The organism is Microbacterium jejuense, from assembly GCF_019511665.1.
GTDB lineage: Bacteria > Actinomycetota > Actinomycetes > Actinomycetales > Microbacteriaceae > Microbacterium > Microbacterium jejuense_A.
In genome coordinates, this window is sequence record NZ_JAEUAW010000007.1 from 150,846 (window position 1) to 167,193 (window position 16,348).

General features: G+C 70.2%; 13 protein-coding genes. 7 read left to right on the top strand and 6 right to left on the bottom strand.

The genetic code is table 11. The features are described from left to right. Position 1: 1 nt before the first annotated feature. The 4 genes from JNB62_RS11290 to JNB62_RS11305 all read right to left on the bottom strand — a co-directional run bounded on the left by JNB62_RS11290 (position 2) and on the right by JNB62_RS11305 (position 3,950). Entirely contained in the window at positions 2-1,726 is a 1,725-nt protein-coding gene (locus JNB62_RS11290) for an MDR family MFS transporter (protein WP_220300972.1), read from the bottom strand. A gap of 120 nt (positions 1,727-1,846) precedes the next feature. Next, positions 1,847-2,371 (bottom strand): hypothetical protein, encoded by a 525-nt coding sequence (locus JNB62_RS11295; protein ID WP_220300973.1) that lies wholly within the window; start codon positions 2,369-2,371, stop codon positions 1,847-1,849. Continuing rightward, positions 2,368-2,775, bottom strand: a complete 408-nt coding sequence (locus JNB62_RS11300; RefSeq protein ID WP_220300974.1) for a DUF4383 domain-containing protein — start codon at positions 2,773-2,775, stop codon at positions 2,368-2,370. Before JNB62_RS11300 ends, JNB62_RS11295 begins: the two co-directional genes overlap by 4 nt. A gap of 200 nt (positions 2,776-2,975) precedes the next feature. Next, positions 2,976-3,950, bottom strand: coding sequence for a helix-turn-helix transcriptional regulator (locus tag JNB62_RS11305; RefSeq protein ID WP_220300975.1), 975 nt, complete (start codon positions 3,948-3,950; stop codon positions 2,976-2,978). A 61-nt stretch (positions 3,951-4,011) separates the two neighbouring features. Between JNB62_RS11305 and JNB62_RS11310 the strand changes: the two genes are divergently transcribed. Together JNB62_RS11310 and JNB62_RS11315 are read left to right on the top strand one after the other, a co-directional pair. Continuing rightward, entirely contained in the window at positions 4,012-5,070 is a 1,059-nt protein-coding gene (locus JNB62_RS11310; RefSeq protein ID WP_220300976.1) for an ATP-binding cassette domain-containing protein, read from the top strand. Then, entirely contained in the window at positions 5,067-5,843 is a 777-nt protein-coding gene (locus tag JNB62_RS11315) for an ABC transporter permease (RefSeq protein ID WP_220300977.1), read from the top strand. Before JNB62_RS11310 ends, JNB62_RS11315 begins: the two co-directional genes overlap by 4 nt. Before the next feature lie 136 nt (positions 5,844-5,979). On the opposite strand, the gene JNB62_RS11320 is transcribed toward JNB62_RS11315, so the two are convergent. Next, positions 5,980-7,323, bottom strand: a complete 1,344-nt coding sequence (locus tag JNB62_RS11320; protein ID WP_220300978.1) for a sensor domain-containing diguanylate cyclase — start codon at positions 7,321-7,323, stop codon at positions 5,980-5,982. Between the two features lie 208 nt (positions 7,324-7,531). On the opposite strand from JNB62_RS11320, the gene JNB62_RS11325 reads away from it, so the two are divergent. Beyond that, positions 7,532-7,972, top strand: coding sequence for a MarR family winged helix-turn-helix transcriptional regulator (locus JNB62_RS11325; RefSeq protein ID WP_220300979.1), 441 nt, complete (start codon positions 7,532-7,534; stop codon positions 7,970-7,972). 4 nt (positions 7,973-7,976) lie between these two features. Here JNB62_RS11325 and JNB62_RS11330 read toward each other — a convergent pair whose 3' ends face one another. Next, positions 7,977-8,297, bottom strand: coding sequence for a hypothetical protein (locus JNB62_RS11330; protein ID WP_220300980.1), 321 nt, complete (start codon positions 8,295-8,297; stop codon positions 7,977-7,979). Between the two features lie 192 nt (positions 8,298-8,489). Here JNB62_RS11330 and JNB62_RS11335 point away from each other — a divergent pair, with 192 nt between their 5' ends. The 4 genes from JNB62_RS11335 to JNB62_RS11350 all read left to right on the top strand — a co-directional run bounded on the left by JNB62_RS11335 (position 8,490) and on the right by JNB62_RS11350 (position 16,233). Beyond that, the gene (locus JNB62_RS11335) at positions 8,490-9,230 is read left to right on the top strand and encodes an EAL domain-containing protein (protein ID WP_223231099.1); all 741 of its coding nucleotides are present in this window, start codon (positions 8,490-8,492) and stop codon (positions 9,228-9,230) included. Positions 9,231-9,382: 152 nt separating this feature from the next. Next, positions 9,383-11,572 (top strand): adenylate/guanylate cyclase domain-containing protein, encoded by a 2,190-nt coding sequence (locus JNB62_RS19600; RefSeq protein WP_220300982.1) that lies wholly within the window; start codon positions 9,383-9,385, stop codon positions 11,570-11,572. 2 nt (positions 11,573-11,574) lie between these two features. Beyond that, positions 11,575-12,996: a mechanosensitive ion channel family protein gene (locus JNB62_RS11345; protein WP_220300983.1), complete on the top strand. Its 1,422-nt coding sequence runs from the start codon at positions 11,575-11,577 to the stop codon at positions 12,994-12,996. A 210-nt stretch (positions 12,997-13,206) separates the two neighbouring features. Then, on the top strand, positions 13,207-16,233 hold the full coding sequence (locus JNB62_RS11350) for a hypothetical protein (protein ID WP_220300984.1): 3,027 nt from the start codon (positions 13,207-13,209) through the stop codon (positions 16,231-16,233). Positions 16,234-16,348: the final 115 nt, after the last annotated feature.

Here is a 16,348-nt window from a genome sequence, read left to right on the forward strand (position 1 = left end):
GCTACGAGCGGTCCTTGCGCAGAGACGCACGCGTGACGGGAACGGCGCCCGTGAGCACCCGCTCGGCCTCCTCGACCTGCTCCGAGACGAGAGCCACGGGGGCGCCCACCTCGGCCTCGGCGAGCTCGATGGCGACGTTCTCGGCTTCTTCCTGCAGCTCCTGCGCCGCCGACTTGGTCGACAGGCGCTTGTTCGGCAGGAACGCGATCGCGATGAGCGCGACCACCGCGAGCGGCACGGCGATCCAGAACACGTGGGCGATGCCGTCGGCGTACGCGGCCTCGATGATCACGCGGATGGTCTCGGGCAGCTCGTCGACCTTCGGCACGGTGCCGGTGGCCAGAGTCTTCAGGGCCGTGACCTCGTCCGGCGACGTGGGCACGAAGCCCTTGAAGCCGTCGGTGATGTTCGTGGACACCTGCGTGGCCAGCAGCGAACCCATGACCGTCACGCCGATGGTGCCGGCGATCGAACGGAAGAAGTTCACGTTCGACGACGCGGCGCCCAACTGCGAGGCGGGGGTGTCGTTCTGCACGATGAGCGTCAGGTTCTGCATGACCATGCCGAGGCCCGCGCCGAGCACGAAGATGAACACGGCGACCCACACGAACGGGGTGTCGTAGTGCAGCGTCGTGAGCAGGTACGTGCCCGCGATGGTGAGCACCGAGCCGACGAGCATGAAGCCCTTCCAGCGGCCGAACTTGCTGATCAGCGCGCCGATCGTGATCGAGGCGCCCATCTGGCCGATGATCATCGGGATCGTCATGAGACCCGACTCGGTCGGTGTGGCGCCACGCGCGAGCTGGAAGTACTGCGCGAGGAACACACTCGTCGCGAACATCGCGACGCCGATCGCCAGCGACGCGATCACCGACAGCGTGAACGTGCGGTTCTTGAACAGCGTCATGGGGACGATGGGCTCGGCCACGAAGAACTCGACGGCGATGAAGGCGATGAGGGATGCCGCGGCCACGCCGATCATGACGAAGCTGGTGACCGAGTCCCACTCGAAGCCGCCGGCGTCGGGCTTGCCGCCCAGCGTGATCCACACCAGGGTGAGCGCGACGCCGAGCGCCATGAGCATGGCGCCCACGTAGTCGATCTTCACCGGACGCTTGGGCGTCTTGGGCAGGTGCAGCGTGAACTGCAGCAGCACGAGGGCGATGATCGCGAGCGGCACGGGCAGGAAGAAGTTGGCGCGCCAGCCCCAGGCGTCGGTGATGACACCGCCGAGGAGCGGTCCGCCGATCGTGGCGACGGCCATGATGCCGCCGACGACACCCATGTACTTTCCGCGCTCACGCGGCGAGATGATCAGGGCGACGACGATCATGACGAGCGACATCAGGCCGCCCGTGCCGATGCCCTGGATCACCCGGACGGCGATCAGCGTGCCGGCGTCCTGCGCGAAGCCCGAGATCGCGCTGCCCACGACGAACAGCACGATCGAGATCTGCAGCAGCACCTTGCGGTTGACGAGGTCGGCCAGCTTGCCCCAGATGGGGGTGGTGACGGCCGTGGCCAGCAGGCTCGACGTGATGACCCACGTGTACGCCGACTGGTCGCCGCCGAGATCGGCGACGATGAGCGGCATCGAGGTCGAGATCACGGTGCCCGAGAGCACGGCGACGAACATCGTGACGATGAGTCCCGAGAGCGCGACGAACACCTCGCGCGGGGTGCGCTCGGCGGTCGCCGGCGGATGCGTGTCGGAGAGTTTCGACAAAGGGGGTCCTCCGATTCAAAAGTTGATGACGGTCAACTATATATCAAATAGTTGACCTGGGTCAACTGTAGACCGAGATCAACCATTCCGGAGGAGGGCATCAGCGCAGCCGCCGGCGATTCAGCGGCCGTGGTGCTCGAGGACCGGCGCGTACGTCCCGTCGGGGCCGGTGGTGGCGGCATCCTGAACCGAGCCCAATGCGGGGGTCACCAGCACCGCGACCACAGCCGCGGCAGCGATCAGGCCGGTCACGCCGCCGCGGGAGGGATGCCGCAAGCCCCAGCCGATGCCCGCACCGGTCGCCACGCTCAGGGCGACGAAGACGCCCACCGCCACGATGCTGGTGCCCGGGGAGGTCGTGGCCAGCAGCGCCGCCACCGCGAGGCCGGCCAGCGCGGCCGCGAGCGCAGCCTGCGGTGCCACCGTCCGCCCCCGCGCGAGGCACACGGCGCCCCACGCGAGGGCGAGCAGTCCGTGGGCGACGGCGGCGGCGCCGAGCGAGCGCGAGACCGGATCGGCCTGCACCCCCACGATCGCCGCTGCGCCGACCGCCGTGCCCACGAGGCCGGCTCCCCATGCGCCGACCGCCACCCATGCCGGGGCGCGGTGAGCCGCGCGCCCCGGCAGGGATGTCCCCACAGTCACGCGGTCGCCGTCTGCGGCGACCGCTCGGCGGCCAGTCCCACGCCCAGCAGCACGATCGCGCTCGCCAGGTGCAGGAAGTGGTCAGGCACGTTCAGGGCCAGGATGTTCGCAGGCGTTCCCACGAGGAAGAACCCGACGACGCCGAGCAGCAGATACGCCGCGCCGACCACGATGTTGACCGTCTTGGCTGCGCGCGCGCTCACGAGTCCCGCGGCCAGCAGCGCCCCGCCGATGAGCAGGTGGGCGATGTTGTGCAGCGGATTGACGGCGAAGACGCCCAGCAGCAGGCCGCCCTCGGTCGCGAGGAACCCGACGCCGCCGGTGACGGCGAAGCCCAGCAGGCCGACGAGCAGATACACCGCGCCGAAGATCGTGGCGACGAGGCGGTTCGGTGACGAGCGCATGACAGACCTCTCTTTCGACAGCCCGCGATCTGCGGCTGCGAAAGGTGTTCGGCGCGACCTGCGGATCGGATGGGATGCCGGCGGCCGCGGCCGACCGTGCGGTCGGGGCGTTTCGTCTCGCTCCTTCGTCGCTCGCTCAATGACCGGGGAGGGGGCGGTCGTTGAGCGGAGCGCGCTCTGGCGCGCGCAGACGAAACGCGTCACGTGCCGGCGGGGTCCAGGGCCGCCAGCATCCTCACGAGCGCCTCACACATCTCTTTCCTCGCCGAATCCGGCAGCTCGACGGTGTACGGCACACCGGAGGGGATCCAGGCGAGCGCGTACATCACCTCGCGGAAGTCGCTGCCGCCGACGGGCCAGCTCGTGCGGCCCGGCCCCACCGACTGGGCACCTTGGCCCCACTGGCCGAAGTAGGCGCGCATGTCGTCGAGGCCGAGGTCCATGACGGCCGCGCCGGCGACCGCCTGCGGGCTCCACGACCTCGCCACCGCGATGAACTCGTCGATCTGCTCCGGCGTCAGCGGCCGGGGCGTGAACAGCACGCGCGTGTGCTCGACGTCCGACAGGCGGTCGACGCGGAACGTGCGCCAGTCGTCGCGGTCGAGGTCCCAGCACAGCAGGTACCAGTGCCGCTCGGCGGGTGCGAGCGCGTGCGGCTCGACGCGGCGCTTCATGACCTCGCCCGACGAGGATGTGTGGGTGAAGCGCACGCGCTCGTGGTCGCGGGTGGCCAGGGCGAGCTCGCCGAGCAGCTCGCTCGACACGGCGGCGCCCGAGCGGATGCCCGTCGGCTGCACGGTCTCGGCCAGCGCGTTGACCCTGCGCCGCAGGGGAGCGGGCAGCACCTGCTCGAGCTTCGCGAGGGCCGTCACGGTGGTCTCGGCGCCGCTCAGGAGGCGCTGGGATGCCGCCACCCGCAGCCCGATCGCCATCGCGACCGCCTCGTCGTCGGTGAGCAGCAGGGGAGGCACGGCGCTGCCGGCCTCGAGTCGGTACCCGCCCGCGGCGCCCGGCGTGGACTCGATGCGGTAGCCGAGCTCGCGCAACCGCTCGACGTCGCGCCGCACCGTGCGCTCGGTCACGCCCAGCCTGCCGGCCAGCTCGGACCCCGGCCAGTGCCGGTGAGTCTGCAGCAGGTTCAGCAGCGAGAGGGCGCGCGTGGTCGTGTCCGACATGCGAAAAGAATCTCACGCATCCAGGACAGGATCGGTCCGCATTGGTTCATACCGTGGCGGCATGGCGAACGAACCGATCATCGAAGCGCTGGGCCTCACCAAGCGCTTCACCGTCAAGGGCAAGACCGTCGAGGCGGTCACCGACCTCACGTTCCAAGTGGCGCGCGGCGAGCTCGTCGCCTTCTTGGGACCCAACGGCGCGGGCAAGTCCACCAGCCTGCGCATGCTCACCACCCTCATTCCGCCGACCTCGGGCACGGCGAAGGTCGTCGGCTTCGACATCCTGAGCCGCCCGGCCGACGTGCGCGCCCGCATCGGGTACGTCGGGCAGCTCACGAGCGGCAGCTTCTCGCAGCGTGCCCGCGACGAGCTGCTGAGCCAGGGCGCCTTCTACGGCATGTCGAAGGCGGCGGCGCGCACGCGGGCCGACGAGCTCATCGAGTCGCTCGACCTGGCGGGCTTCGCGACCCGTCCGGTGCAGCAGCTGTCGGGTGGGCAGAAGCGCCGGCTCGACATCGCGCTGGGGCTCATGCACGCGCCGCCCCTGCTGTTCCTCGACGAGCCGTCGACGGGGCTCGACCCGCAGAGCCGCGCCAACCTGTGGCAGCACATCCTCGAGCTGCGCCGCAGCCACGGCACCACGGTGTTCCTCACGACGCACTACCTCGAAGAGGCCGACCGCTATGCCGAGCGGGTCATGGTCATGGACCGCGGCCGCGTGATCGCCGACGACACGGCCGCGCGGCTGAAGGCGGAGCTCGCGGGCGACGTCCTGACGTTCGGCTTCGGGAGCGAGACGGATGCCGCAGCCGCCGTCCCCGTGGTGCAGGGGCTCGCGGGGCGCGAGGTGGTCCGCGAGGCGGCCGGCCTCACCGTCACCGCGTCGGCAGGAGACGCGCTGCTGCCGGCGGCCGTCCGCGCACTCGACGCGGCCGGGCTGACCGTGCGCACCGCCACGGGTGTACCGCCGACGCTCGACGACGTGTTCCTCGCGCTCACCGGGCGCACGCTGCGCGAGGCGGGCGAGGGCCAGTCCGAAGAGACCGAAGAGGACCAGGATGCCGGGCGCCCGGCATCCACTGACGACGCAGCAGTGCTCACGACAGGAGTGGAACGATGACGACCGACACCGCAGTGCGCCCCAACGCGGCGCGCGATACGTGGAACGTGCTCACGCGCGAGCTGAAGCCCGTGGTGCGCGACCCCTTCACCCTGATCTTCAGCCTGCTGCAGCCGCTCGTCTTCCTGGGGCTGTTCGCGCCGCTGCTGGTCGGCTCGTCGGGAGCGCCGGTGGGCGAGACGCTGCAGTGGTTCGTGCCGGGCGTGCTCGTCATGATCGTGCTGTTCGGCACCGGTGCGACCGGCTCGAACCTTCAGTACGAGATGATGACGGGCTCGCACGAGCGCACCCTCGTCGCGCCCCTCGGGCGCTCGTCGCTGCTCGTCGGGCGCGCGCTGAAAGAGATCGCGCCGATCGTGGTGCAGGCGCTGGTGATCGTGCTGATCGCGTGGCCCTTCGGCTTCACCATCAACGTGCCGGGGCTCGTGATCGGGCTCGCGCTGCTGGCGGTGTTCGGCGTCGGCCTGGGGGCGCTGTCGTACACGCTCGCGCTCAAGACGAAGGATCGCGAGTGGCTGTTCTGGGGCGTGCAGCAGACGCTGATCTTTCCGCTGCTGATCCTGTCGGGGATGCTTCTGCCCCTCGACGAGGGACCGGCGTGGATGCGCGCGGTCTCGACCGTCAACCCCGTCAACTGGGTCGTGCAGGCCGAGCGCGCGCTCTTCGCGGGCGATCTCGGCGACGTCACGGTGCTGTGGGGCTGGATCGCCGCAGTGGTGCTGGCCGTGGTGGGCCTTGCCGTCGGCATCCGCGCGATGCGCAGGAGCAGCTGAGCTGCGGCCGCCCGGTCGTTGAGCGGAGGGCGCTCTGCCGCCCGAAGACGAAACGCCTCGAGCGCACGGGGTCGTCCGTGCGGTCGGGGCGTTTCGTCTCGCGAGTGGGTCGCTCGCTCAACGACCGCGAGGCGCGTCACGCGAAGGCGGCGGACTCCAGTCCCGAGATGGCGACGACGCGGTCGCCGCCGGACATCTTCGCCTCGTACATGGCGTGGTCGGCCGCACGGATGAGCCGATCCATGACCGGAGCGCCGTCGTTCGGAACGGTGATCAGGCCGACGCTCGCCGTGATGGCCATGTCGGGCGGCAGCTCGTCGTACGGCTGCGAGATCGCGCAGCGGATACGGTCCGCGAGCGCGACGGCATCGTCGTGGTCCACGGCCGCGACAGCGATGAACTCGTCCCCACCGAAGCGCCCGAGCACGTCGGTCTCGCGGATGACGCCGCGCAGCCGGTGCCCGATCTCTCGCAGCAGGGCGTCGCCCGCGGTGTGGCCGAGCAGATCGTTCACGGCCTTGAACCCGTCGAGATCGATGAAGATCACCGACAGCGCAGGGAAGCCCTGCAGGAGCGTGCGCGTCACGTCCTCTTCGATGAGCCTGCGGTTCGGGAGTCCCGTCACCTCGTCGTGCATGGCGGCGCGTCGCAGCGTCTCTTCGAGGCGGATCCGCGCGATCGCCTGAGCCGCCTGGTTCGACAGCGCTTCGGCGAGCGGGACGGCCTCTTCGTCGAACTCGCGGGGGTGGTCGAAGTAGCACACCATCGCTCCGACGGCGACGCCGTTCGAGCGCATGGGCGAGGCGATCGCAGCCTGGATTCCACCGGCACGGTAGGCGTCGCCCATGCCGACGCCCGGGACGAAGGCGTCCGCCTCGTCGGGTGACCGCACGATGACCACCTGTCCGCCGAGTATCGTCGCGGTGCCGGCGGGGCCCATGCCCTCCGGCCAGTGGTCTGCGAGCGGGTTGACCCCCGCGACCTGCACGACGCCGTCGGGCCCACTGAGGTGCGTGCTGACGGCGCTCGCCGCGAAGGCCCGCTGCGCGACGTCGACCAACAGCTCGGCCGCGTCGACCTCGGTGCGGACGTTGCCGAAGCCGACGGCGGAGTTGAGGAGGATCTGAAGTCGCTGCCGGCCGCGCTCGGTCTTCGCCTCGGCGCCCCGGAATCCCAGGTTGAACGCCGAGCGGGGCGACACGTCGTAGACGGCGATGTGCTCGCGACCGTGCGCGTCGGCGCCGAGCGATCCGACAACCACAGGTCGGACGACGCCGGAGGTCCCGTGCAGGGTGGCATCGGTGGGCCGTTGGCCGTTGGAATCCGCCAGCGGCATCCGCAGCGTCAGGATCGCCTCGAGCGGTCGTCCGACGACGTCATCGGGGCCGCAGTTGAGCCATTCCAGCACCTGCGCGTTGGCGTCCACGATCGTCGACTCGCGGTCGACGGTCACGAGCCCGCAGACAGCGAGGCCTAGCATGAGACGTCCCTGACGTGCAGGATCGTCAGAGACGGGCATCCGCTCGGGACGTTTCGGGTGGTCACGATGGCCTCCTGGCCTCGGCGCCGAGCCATGGGGGTGGCAGGCGGCGATGCCGCGTCGGCGAGAGTGTGACCAGTCTACAGTTGGTTCGCGAATTTAGCTAAGAATTCTAGATATCGGCGTGATCTTGGGGAAGAATGGCGACATGGCGAACGACGCACCGGCGCTGACACTCGGGCAGGCGCTGCGCCAGTATCTCGATGCGCGCAATGCGGCCCTCGTGGCTGCACGCGCGATCCTCGGCATCAGCGACATCGACGCGCGCGCCCTCCTGTTCGTGGTCGACAACCCGGGCACGAGGCCGACCGCGCTGCGGGAGTACCTCGGCATCACGTCGGCCGGCGTGACGACCCTGATCGACCGCCTCGTGGGGCGCTCTCTCGTGCGCCGCGACGTCGACCCCGCCGACAGGCGGGTGAACCGCATCACGGCGACCATCGATATCGCCGAGGATCCGTGGTCGGCCCTCAACCGGTTCGACACGGACTTCGACATCGCCGTCGAAGCCGCCGATCAGGTGCTGGTCGGCGATTCGGCGGCGCTCCTGGCGTCGCTGACCGCAGCGACGGTCAACACGCCGCGCTGACCCCTCAGGCGGAGTCGGCGCCCACGTGGGCCCGCGACTTCGCCTCCAGGAACGCACACAGATCCGACACGGCGGCCAGCTCGGCCGACAGCTCGAGCAGCCCCGGAGCGTCGAGGACGACGCTCTCTTCGCGGGGCTCCATCGTCGCGACCCACGTCGTCCCGTCCAGCGTCTCGGGCTGGATGAACACGACGGTCGACGCGTGGTCGAGCTGGAATGTCACGAGCCCCGTGTTGGCTCCGCCGTCGCCGTCCTGCACCATGACCCGTGCGGACCCCGCCCGCGCCCGATCGAGTGCGCGATACTCCGCGAGCCAAGACTCCAACGTCTCCAGACTCCGAAACGCCATGAACCCTCCCGCAACGCCTGTGTCGGCAAGAGTATAGGGAGACGCGGCGGTTCGTCGCGGTTCTCCCGGCCTCGTGCGCGTGCGTGGGCGGACTGTAGCCGATCGGCGCTCCGCGTGCTCGCGCTTGCGCCGGACGGGCATCCACGGCTGACTTGATGCGTGCCACTCATGCAAGACCTCGCCGGCGACCTCGCCGCAGCTGTCGGCGGAGCGGAGATCTTCGCCGTCTATCAGCCGCAGGTGTCGCTCGAGACCGGTTCGATCGTCGCCGCGGAGGCTCTCTGCCGCTGGCGTCATCCTCGCCTCGGCGACATCGAGCCCGGGACGATCATCGAGGTCGCCGAGCGCACGGGCGCGATCCATGCGCTGGGCCGGCGCATGCTCGACGAATGCCTCGATACGCTCGCCGAGTGGCGGGGGATGGGCCGCGGCTGGGCCGTCACCCTGAACGTCTCGCCCGTGCAGTTCGAGGACGAGTCCTTCGCCGGGCATGTCGCCGCCGCGTTCGAGCGACGCGGGCACGGGCCGGGCTCGCTGGTGCTGGAGCTCTCGCACGACCTGCTGCCATCGGCCGACGATCGCGTGACGCTGTCGCAGCTGGCGATGCTCCGCGATGCCGGCGTGGAGATCTCGCTGGGCGGCTACGGCGCGGGCTCGACGTCGCCGGAGCGCGTGGCGCGGCTGCCGCTGAGCGAGGTGAAGATCCCGGGTCTGCTGGTGCGGGCCGTCGAGCCGGACGCCCGCGCCGCCCTGCGCCACGAGGTCGAGGTGGCGCACGCGCACGGGCTCCGGGTCGTCGCCGAAGGCATCGAGACGCTCTCGCATCTCGACATCGCGGTGGCGCTCGGCTGCGATCGCGCGCAGGGCTTCCTCATCCGGCATCCCGATTCCGAGATCGTCTTGCCGTGACCATGCGCCGCATCGCGTGACGGTGCGTTGAGGGATGCTGGCGGCCGGGGTTCGCGGCATCCCTCGGCAATGCGGCCCGATCTGCGAAAACCTTGCACGCGCGAGAATGCTGTGGCTAAAGTGACGCACGAGCCGACCGGGGGGTTTGAGGCGTGACTGTCACTGAGACGGATGCTCCAGCGACCGATCCGACGCGCGTGCGCGCGCCGCAGCCGATGACGGCGGTCGATCCGCCGCGCGAGAAGAGGCGCCGCCGGGGCGGCCTCAGCATCCAGTCGAAGCTGCTCATCATGCTGCTCGCGGTCAGCGTGGTGTCGGCGACGATCGTCGGCATCATCGGTTACGTCAGCGGCCGCGAGTCGCTGCGGGCATCGGCCCTGGATCAGCTGACCACCATTCGCGAGCTCCGGGTGCACGAACTCGAGACGTCGATGGCGAGCCTGCAGCGGGGCGTGCAGCTCGACTCGCGCAACCTCAGCGCGCAGACCGCCTCCAAGGCGCTGAACGCGGCGTGGGACGAACTGCAGTCGCGAGAGCTCACACCCGAGCAGGCGGAGGAGCTGGAGGGGTACTACGCCGAGACGTTCATCCCCCGGCTCGAAGAGCGCTCCGGCGACGCGTACAGCGACACCGCCTTCATCCCCGCGTCCAACGCCGGCAAGTGGGTGCAGTACCACTTCACGGCGCAGCACGACGACTTCGAGGACGCGCTCCACGACGACGACGGCGGCGACGGCACCTCGTTCTCCGCCGCGTCCACGCAGTACGGCGACTACCTGTCTCGGCTGGTCGAGCAGGTCGGGTACGAAGACCTGCTGATGCTCAACCTCGACGGCGACGTCGTGTACTCGGCGTACAAGGGTGTCGACCTCGGCACGAACCTCGACGACGGCCCCTTCCGCGATTCGCTGCTCGCCGACGCATACCGCGAGGTCGTGGCGAGCAACTCCGTCAACGCGGTGCGCACCACGGACTTCGAGCGGTGGATCCCGTCTCTCAACGTGCCGTCGTACTGGGTGCTCTCGCCGATCGGCAACGATTCGCAGATCACCGGCGTGCTGGCTGTGCAGATGTCGATCGACACCGTCAACGACATCCTCACCGGTGGTGAGCAATGGGCGGAGCAGGGGCTCGGGCAGACCGGCGAAGTCTACGTCGCCGGTCACGACAAGCTCATGCGCAGCATCTCTCGCGAGCTCGTCGAAGACCCCGAGCAGTACGAGAAGGATGTCGTCTCGGCCGGCACGCCGCCCGCCACCGCGGCACGTGCCGTGGAAGTCGCGGGCACGACGCTCATCCAGCCCGTGGACACGTATTCGGTCAATCAAGCGCTGATGGGACGCACCGGCACGGCCGTCGCGGACTCGTACCTCGGCCTCGAGAGCATCGTCGCCTACTCGCCGATCGAGGTGAACGGGCTCAACTGGGTCGCCGTCGCCCACATCACCACCGCCGAGGCGTTCGCCCCGGTCGCCGACTTCACACGCAACCTGGTGCTGTCGCTGCTCGCCATCATCGTGGCGGTGTCGCTGCTGTCGCTGCTGCTCGCCCAGACGTTCACGCGGCCTGTCCGCAGGCTCGTCGAGGCGGTGCGCAGACTCGCGGGCGGCGACCTCGCGGTGCAGGTGCCCGCCGGGTCACGCGACGAGTTCGGCGACCTCGGCAACGCCTTCAACGACATGGCCGCGAGCCTGCGCATCAAGCAGGACCTCATCGACGAGCAACGGGTCGAGAACGAGCGGCTGCTCCATACGCTCATGCCGGGTTCGGTCGCCGAACGCTACAAGCAGGGCGAGGAGACGATCGCCGAAGAGCACGACAACGTGTCGGTCGTGTTCGCCGAGCTGGTCGGCTTCGACGACTACGCCCGCGACCTCACCGGCGCCGAAGAGATCGCGCAGCTCAACGCGCTCATGCGCGGGTTCGACGATGCGGCGAGCAAGGCCGGCGTCGAGAGGGTGCGCACGCTGCGCGGCGGCTACCTCGCGAGCTCGGGGCTCATCGTGCCGCGCGTCGACAACGTGCGCCGCGCCGTCGAGTTCGCGCGCGAGATGCGCGCGGTCGTGCAGCGCTTCAACGCACAGAACGGCACCGAGCTCGATCTGCGCGCCGGCGTCGACACCGGCACGGTCACCAGCGGTCTCGTCGCGCGGACCAGCCTCGCCTACGACCTGTGGGGGGATGCCGTCAACCTGGCGTACCGCATGCGCGCGGCCACCGACCAGCCCGGTGTGTTCGTCAGCCAGGCCGTGCGGGACCGCCTGCGCGAGGCGTACGCGTTCACCGAAGCCGGGACCGTCGACCTGCAGGGGACGACGCAGACCGTCTGGCGGGTCGAGTAGCCATGGACCCGCTCCGGGACGGATGGCTCTGGTGGGCGATCGCGATCGGGGTCGGCATCCCGATCCTGCTCGTGGTGCTGACCGAGATCCTCGGCGCGCTCGTGCGGCGCGGCAGCCCCGCGGCGAAGCCGGTGCGCCTGCTGCGCAACTGGGTCGTGCCGGTCGGGGCGCTCCTCGCCGTGCTGGCGTTCGCGTCGCTGTCGCCGGCCGACCTCGTGTGGGTGCGGGTGGTCGCGACCGTCTTCGGGTTCCTGCTCATCTTGCTGCTGCTCTCGGCGCTCAACGTCAGCATGTTCGGCAACGCCCGCGAGGGATCGTGGCAGCAGCGCATCCCGCAGATCTTCGTGCAGATCGCGCAGCTGATCCTCATCGTCGTCGGGCTGGCGCTGCTGTTCCAGTGGGTGTGGGGAGCCGACGTCGGCGGCCTCATCGCCGCCCTCGGAGTCACGTCCATCGTCATCGGCCTCGCGCTGCAGAACGCCGTCGGCGGTGTCATCTCGGGCCTCCTGCTGCTGTTCGAGCAGCCGTTCAAGATCGGCGACTGGCTCGACACCGGCAGTGTGCAGGGGCGGGTCATCGAGGTGAACTGGCGAGCCGTGCACATCGACACCGGGTCCGGCATCCAGATCGTCCCGAACTCGACGCTCTCGGGAGCGTCGTTCACCAACAAGAGCCTGCCCGCGGGCCCCTTCTCGGCCACCACGACGGTGAAGTTCACGACGGACGACCCGCCGCACGAAGTGGTCGCGCTGCTCGCCGAGGTGGCGAAGTCGCTGCCGATGCGCATCCCCGACGAGCCTGCCGGCGCCGAGTACCTCGGCGGCGGCGTGTACACCGTGACGCTGCCGATCCAGGGGCCCGACCTGGAGCAGCGCGCACTCAGCCTGTTCCTCTCGTGGCTGTGGTACGCCGCCCGCCGGCGCGGACTCGCGCTCGACGGCGACGCCACCGACCCGATCGCCGAGCCCGGCAGGCTCGAAGAGGCGCTCGACATCGTCGGACCGACTCTGCAGCTCGGGGCGGAGGATCGCGATCGTGTGCTGGCCAGCTCGCGACTGGCGCGATACGGGGTCGGCGAGATCGTCATCCCGGCGGGCGTCGTGCCCGACGAGATCAGCTTCATCGTGCAGGGGCGGGCGCGCTTCACCGCCGAAGCCGGCGGCGGCCGCCTCGACGTGGCCACGGCCGAACCCGGCGACTACGTCGGGCAGACGGCGCTGACGCGCGAGAAGGCCACACTGACCGTCGTGGCCGCCGACGTGCTGACGGTGCTCGTGATGCCGCTCTCCACCGTCGACGAGCTGGTGCGCACGCGGCCGCGGCTGGCCAGCGAGATCAGCGCCTCCATCGACCTGCGGCGCAAGCAGGCCGCCGACGCCGTCGCGAGCGCCGGCGCCGCCGCCGGCACGATGCAGCTCCGCTGACCCGGAACCCGTGGTGCCGCGAGGGCCCGGGTTGCGCTTCGTCTCGCTCCTTCGTCGCTCGCTCAGCGACCGGGAATGAGGTGACCACACGGTCGCTGAGCGAGCGCCAGCGAGACGAAGCGCGGGGACGGGATCGGTCGTGCGCAACAGGTGTGCAACGGGTTGGGTGAACGGTCAAGCGGGCCGCGAGGCCGGTCCTAGGATCGGAGGATGACGACGGCGCGAGGGCGAGGCATCCTCGCTGTCGTCACCGCCATCGTCCTGCTCGCGCTCGGCGCCGGGGTCGCGTTCGCCGTCGGCGACGCGCTCGGCATCCGTACCGAGCCCGCCGAGCAGATGCAGCCGGCACCGGCAGCCGCCGTCGCTGCGACGGCCGCCGTCGCACCGCCCGAGCTCACGACTGTCGACGTGCCCGACACCGAGCGCGTCCGCGTCGCGATGGACGAGCTGCGTGACGCGATCGACGACGCTCCGCAGACGCAGGGTGCGGCATCCCTCACCGTCGCAGCCGCCCCGGCGGGCGACGATGACTCATACACCCTCGCCGGCGACGCGACCGCTCTCACCGTCACCGCCGCCACCGAAACCGGCACGACACGGGCCGTCTACGACCTCACCGCGCAGGTGCGGGCGGCGAAGCCCCTCACCGATCTGATCGGCGTGCACGAGGCATCCCGCCTTCCGTTGCGGATGACCGACCTCGGCGCCGTCGGGGTCACCCCCGACCCGGCCGAGTGGGAGTCGGGCGACGACTACTCGCACGCGTCGAAGGCGTTCGCCGACGTGTTCACGGCCGAGCCGCCCTACATCGACGAGGACGCCCTCGCCGATGCCTACGACGACTTCGACGTCTTCCTGCGCCACTCGCTCGCGAACGGGTTCAACGCGGTGGCCTTTCCCGGCTTCGTCGAGTTCGTGACGTTCGACGACGCTCCGGGCGGTCCTGTCTATGCCGAGGGCGATGAGCATCGCGACAAGGCGCTCGCGCTGCGCGAGGCGTTCACTCCCTTCTGGGAGCGCGCCGACGAGCTGGGCGTGAAGGTGTTCCTGCGCACCGACATGCTGGCGCTCACCGGGCCCCTCGAAGACCACCTCACCGACGAGTTCGGGTCGCTCGACACCGCGAACCCCGACCTGTGGGACGTCTACGCCGCCGGACTCGACGAGCTCTACGACGCGGTGCCCGCCCTCGACGGCGTGCTCATCCGCATCGGCGAGGCGGGGACGGTCTACGACGTCGACGGCTGGGACTACTACTCGGCGCTCAAGGTCACCACGGTCGACGCCGTGCGCGCGATGCTCGAGGCCTTCACGGCGCAGGCCGAGGCATCCGATCGTGAAGTGATCTTCCGCACCTGGTCGGTCGGGGTGGGCGCGGTCGGCGACATGCACACCAGCGCCGATTCGTACGACGAGGTGCTGAACGGCATCGACTCGCCCGCGCTCATCGTGTCGACCAAGTACACGCTCGGCGACTTCTACACCTGGCTGCCCCTCAACGACACGCTCGAACAGGGCTCGCAGCGGCGGATCGTGGAGTTCCAGAGCAGACGCGAGTTCGAGAACTTCGGCGCGTTCGCCAACGACCTCGGCGCCGAGTACCAATGGGCGCTGCAGCAGCTGCTCGCCGCGAACGACAAGATCGAGGGCGTCTGGGTGTGGACGCAGGACGGCGGCCCGTGGCGCGCCGGGCCCATGACCCTGTACCTCAAGGCCGGGTTCTGGCAGCTGTACGAACTGAACACGCAGGTGGCGGCATCCCTCGCGCGTGACCCTTCCGCGGACGTGACGGGCGTGACCGAGGACTGGGCGCGCGAGTGGTTCTCGGACGACCCGGCGACGGTGGATGCCATCGTCACGGCGATGGCCCGTTCCCGCGACGCCATCGCACACGGCCTGTACGTCGCGCCGTTCGCGCAGCAGCGGGTGTTCGCCATCGGGCTGGAACCGCCGCCCATGATGTGGATCTTCGAGTGGGACATCCTGACCGGCGACTCCGCGGTGCTCGACGTCATGTACTCGATCGTCCGGGACTCGGAGGGTGGGATCGACGCCGCCATCGCCGACGGGCAGACGGCCGTCGAGACGGCATCGGCCATGCGCGACGAGGTGGAGGCGACGGATGCCGCCACCTGGCGTTCGCCCGAGATCCGGGACGCCTTCGTGGGGGCCCTGGACTACGAGGTCGACACGCTGCGCCTGCTCGCGGCGTACCGCTCGCTGATCCTGCACCAGGGGGAGTGGCACGACACGCTGTCACCCGCCGCGCGTGCCGCGTGGGATGCCGACCGCCAGACCTTCGAGAAGCTCGCGGCCGCGCACCTCGAGGCCTACGACGGCGACATCGATCACCCTGCCCTCAACCTCACGGCCGCACAGCTCGGCATCGACCGCTCGGAGCGCGACGACACGATGGCGTGGCTCGCGCGCGGGCTGCTCGTGCTGGCGCTCGCGTGGGTCGTGATCGGCATGCTGGCCGCGCGCACCCGTCTGGTGCGACGCCCGGGCGCCGCCGCCGCCCGCGCCACCTGGATCGCCTCGACGCGGCCCTGGCGCGCCCGTGAGTCCACGCTCGGCATGCTCGAGCTCGACCGGTGGCTGCTGCTCGTCATCCCGGCGGCGCTGCTGGTCGCGACGCGGGCTGTGCAGACGTCGTTCCTGTCGTGGACGCACGTGGCGATCGTCATCGGCGCGTGGGTGGTGTTCGCCCTCGTGATGCGCCTGTTCGTGCGGCGGCGCTCCCCGTGGCCGGTCATCGCCGCCGTCGGCGGCGTCGTGATGCTGCGCTGCATCCTGACGCTGTTCGCGCTGTCGTTCACCGGACCGGGCGGCTACTGGTACGCGTTCTGGACAGAACCGGCGCTGCGCACGGCGTACATCACGGTCGCCTTCGCACTGTTCGTGTGGGTGTTCGTCGCTGCCGCGTGGGCGCTGTCGGCCCAGGTGGGTGTCCGTCGGGCGACCGGCTACGTGCTCGCGGCCGTGGGCGCCGGGCTGCTCGTTCCGTCGGTCGTGGTCGGCGCGATCGGACTCGAGGCCGCCCTCACCGTCTGGAACGACGAGATGGGTCTGCTGCCGTGGGGCCTGGCCCGCATCCTGGGCATCACGACCTACCTCGACATCCCGGCCGAGACGCCGTGGTTCGCCGCCGCCTTCGGGGCGGTGCTGCTCATCGCCGGCGTGCTGCTCGCGGTGCCGTGGCGGAGGCCGCGGGCGGTGGCATCCACTCGCTCCTGACTCTCGTCGCGGCGATGTGCGTGTTTCCGCTCGATAACAGTTGGGAGAAAATTCCAATACACGCGTGACACATGGTGGTTTCTTCCATAGTGTGAGTCGCGGCCGGAAGGCCGAC

What these genes read in the sequence shown, in the direction of transcription:
- JNB62_RS11300 (WP_220300974.1), bottom strand. Translation starts at nt 2,775, where the DNA reads ATGCGCTCGTCACCGAACCGCCTCGTCGCCACGATCTTCGGCGCGGTG.
- JNB62_RS11305 (WP_220300975.1), bottom strand. Translation starts at nt 3,950, where the DNA reads ATGTCGGACACGACCACGCGCGCCCTCTCGCTGCTGAACCTGCTGCAG.
- JNB62_RS11310 (WP_220300976.1), top strand. Translation starts at nt 4,012, where the DNA reads ATGGCGAACGAACCGATCATCGAAGCGCTGGGCCTCACCAAGCGCTTC.
- JNB62_RS11315 (WP_220300977.1), top strand. Translation starts at nt 5,067, where the DNA reads ATGACGACCGACACCGCAGTGCGCCCCAACGCGGCGCGCGATACGTGG.
- JNB62_RS11320 (WP_220300978.1), bottom strand. Translation starts at nt 7,323, where the DNA reads ATGCTAGGCCTCGCTGTCTGCGGGCTCGTGACCGTCGACCGCGAGTCG.
- JNB62_RS11325 (WP_220300979.1), top strand. Translation starts at nt 7,532, where the DNA reads ATGGCGAACGACGCACCGGCGCTGACACTCGGGCAGGCGCTGCGCCAG.
- JNB62_RS11335 (WP_223231099.1), top strand. Translation starts at nt 8,490, where the DNA reads ATGCAAGACCTCGCCGGCGACCTCGCCGCAGCTGTCGGCGGAGCGGAG.
- JNB62_RS11345 (WP_220300983.1), top strand. Translation starts at nt 11,575, where the DNA reads ATGGACCCGCTCCGGGACGGATGGCTCTGGTGGGCGATCGCGATCGGG.
- JNB62_RS11350 (WP_220300984.1), top strand. Translation starts at nt 13,207, where the DNA reads ATGACGACGGCGCGAGGGCGAGGCATCCTCGCTGTCGTCACCGCCATC.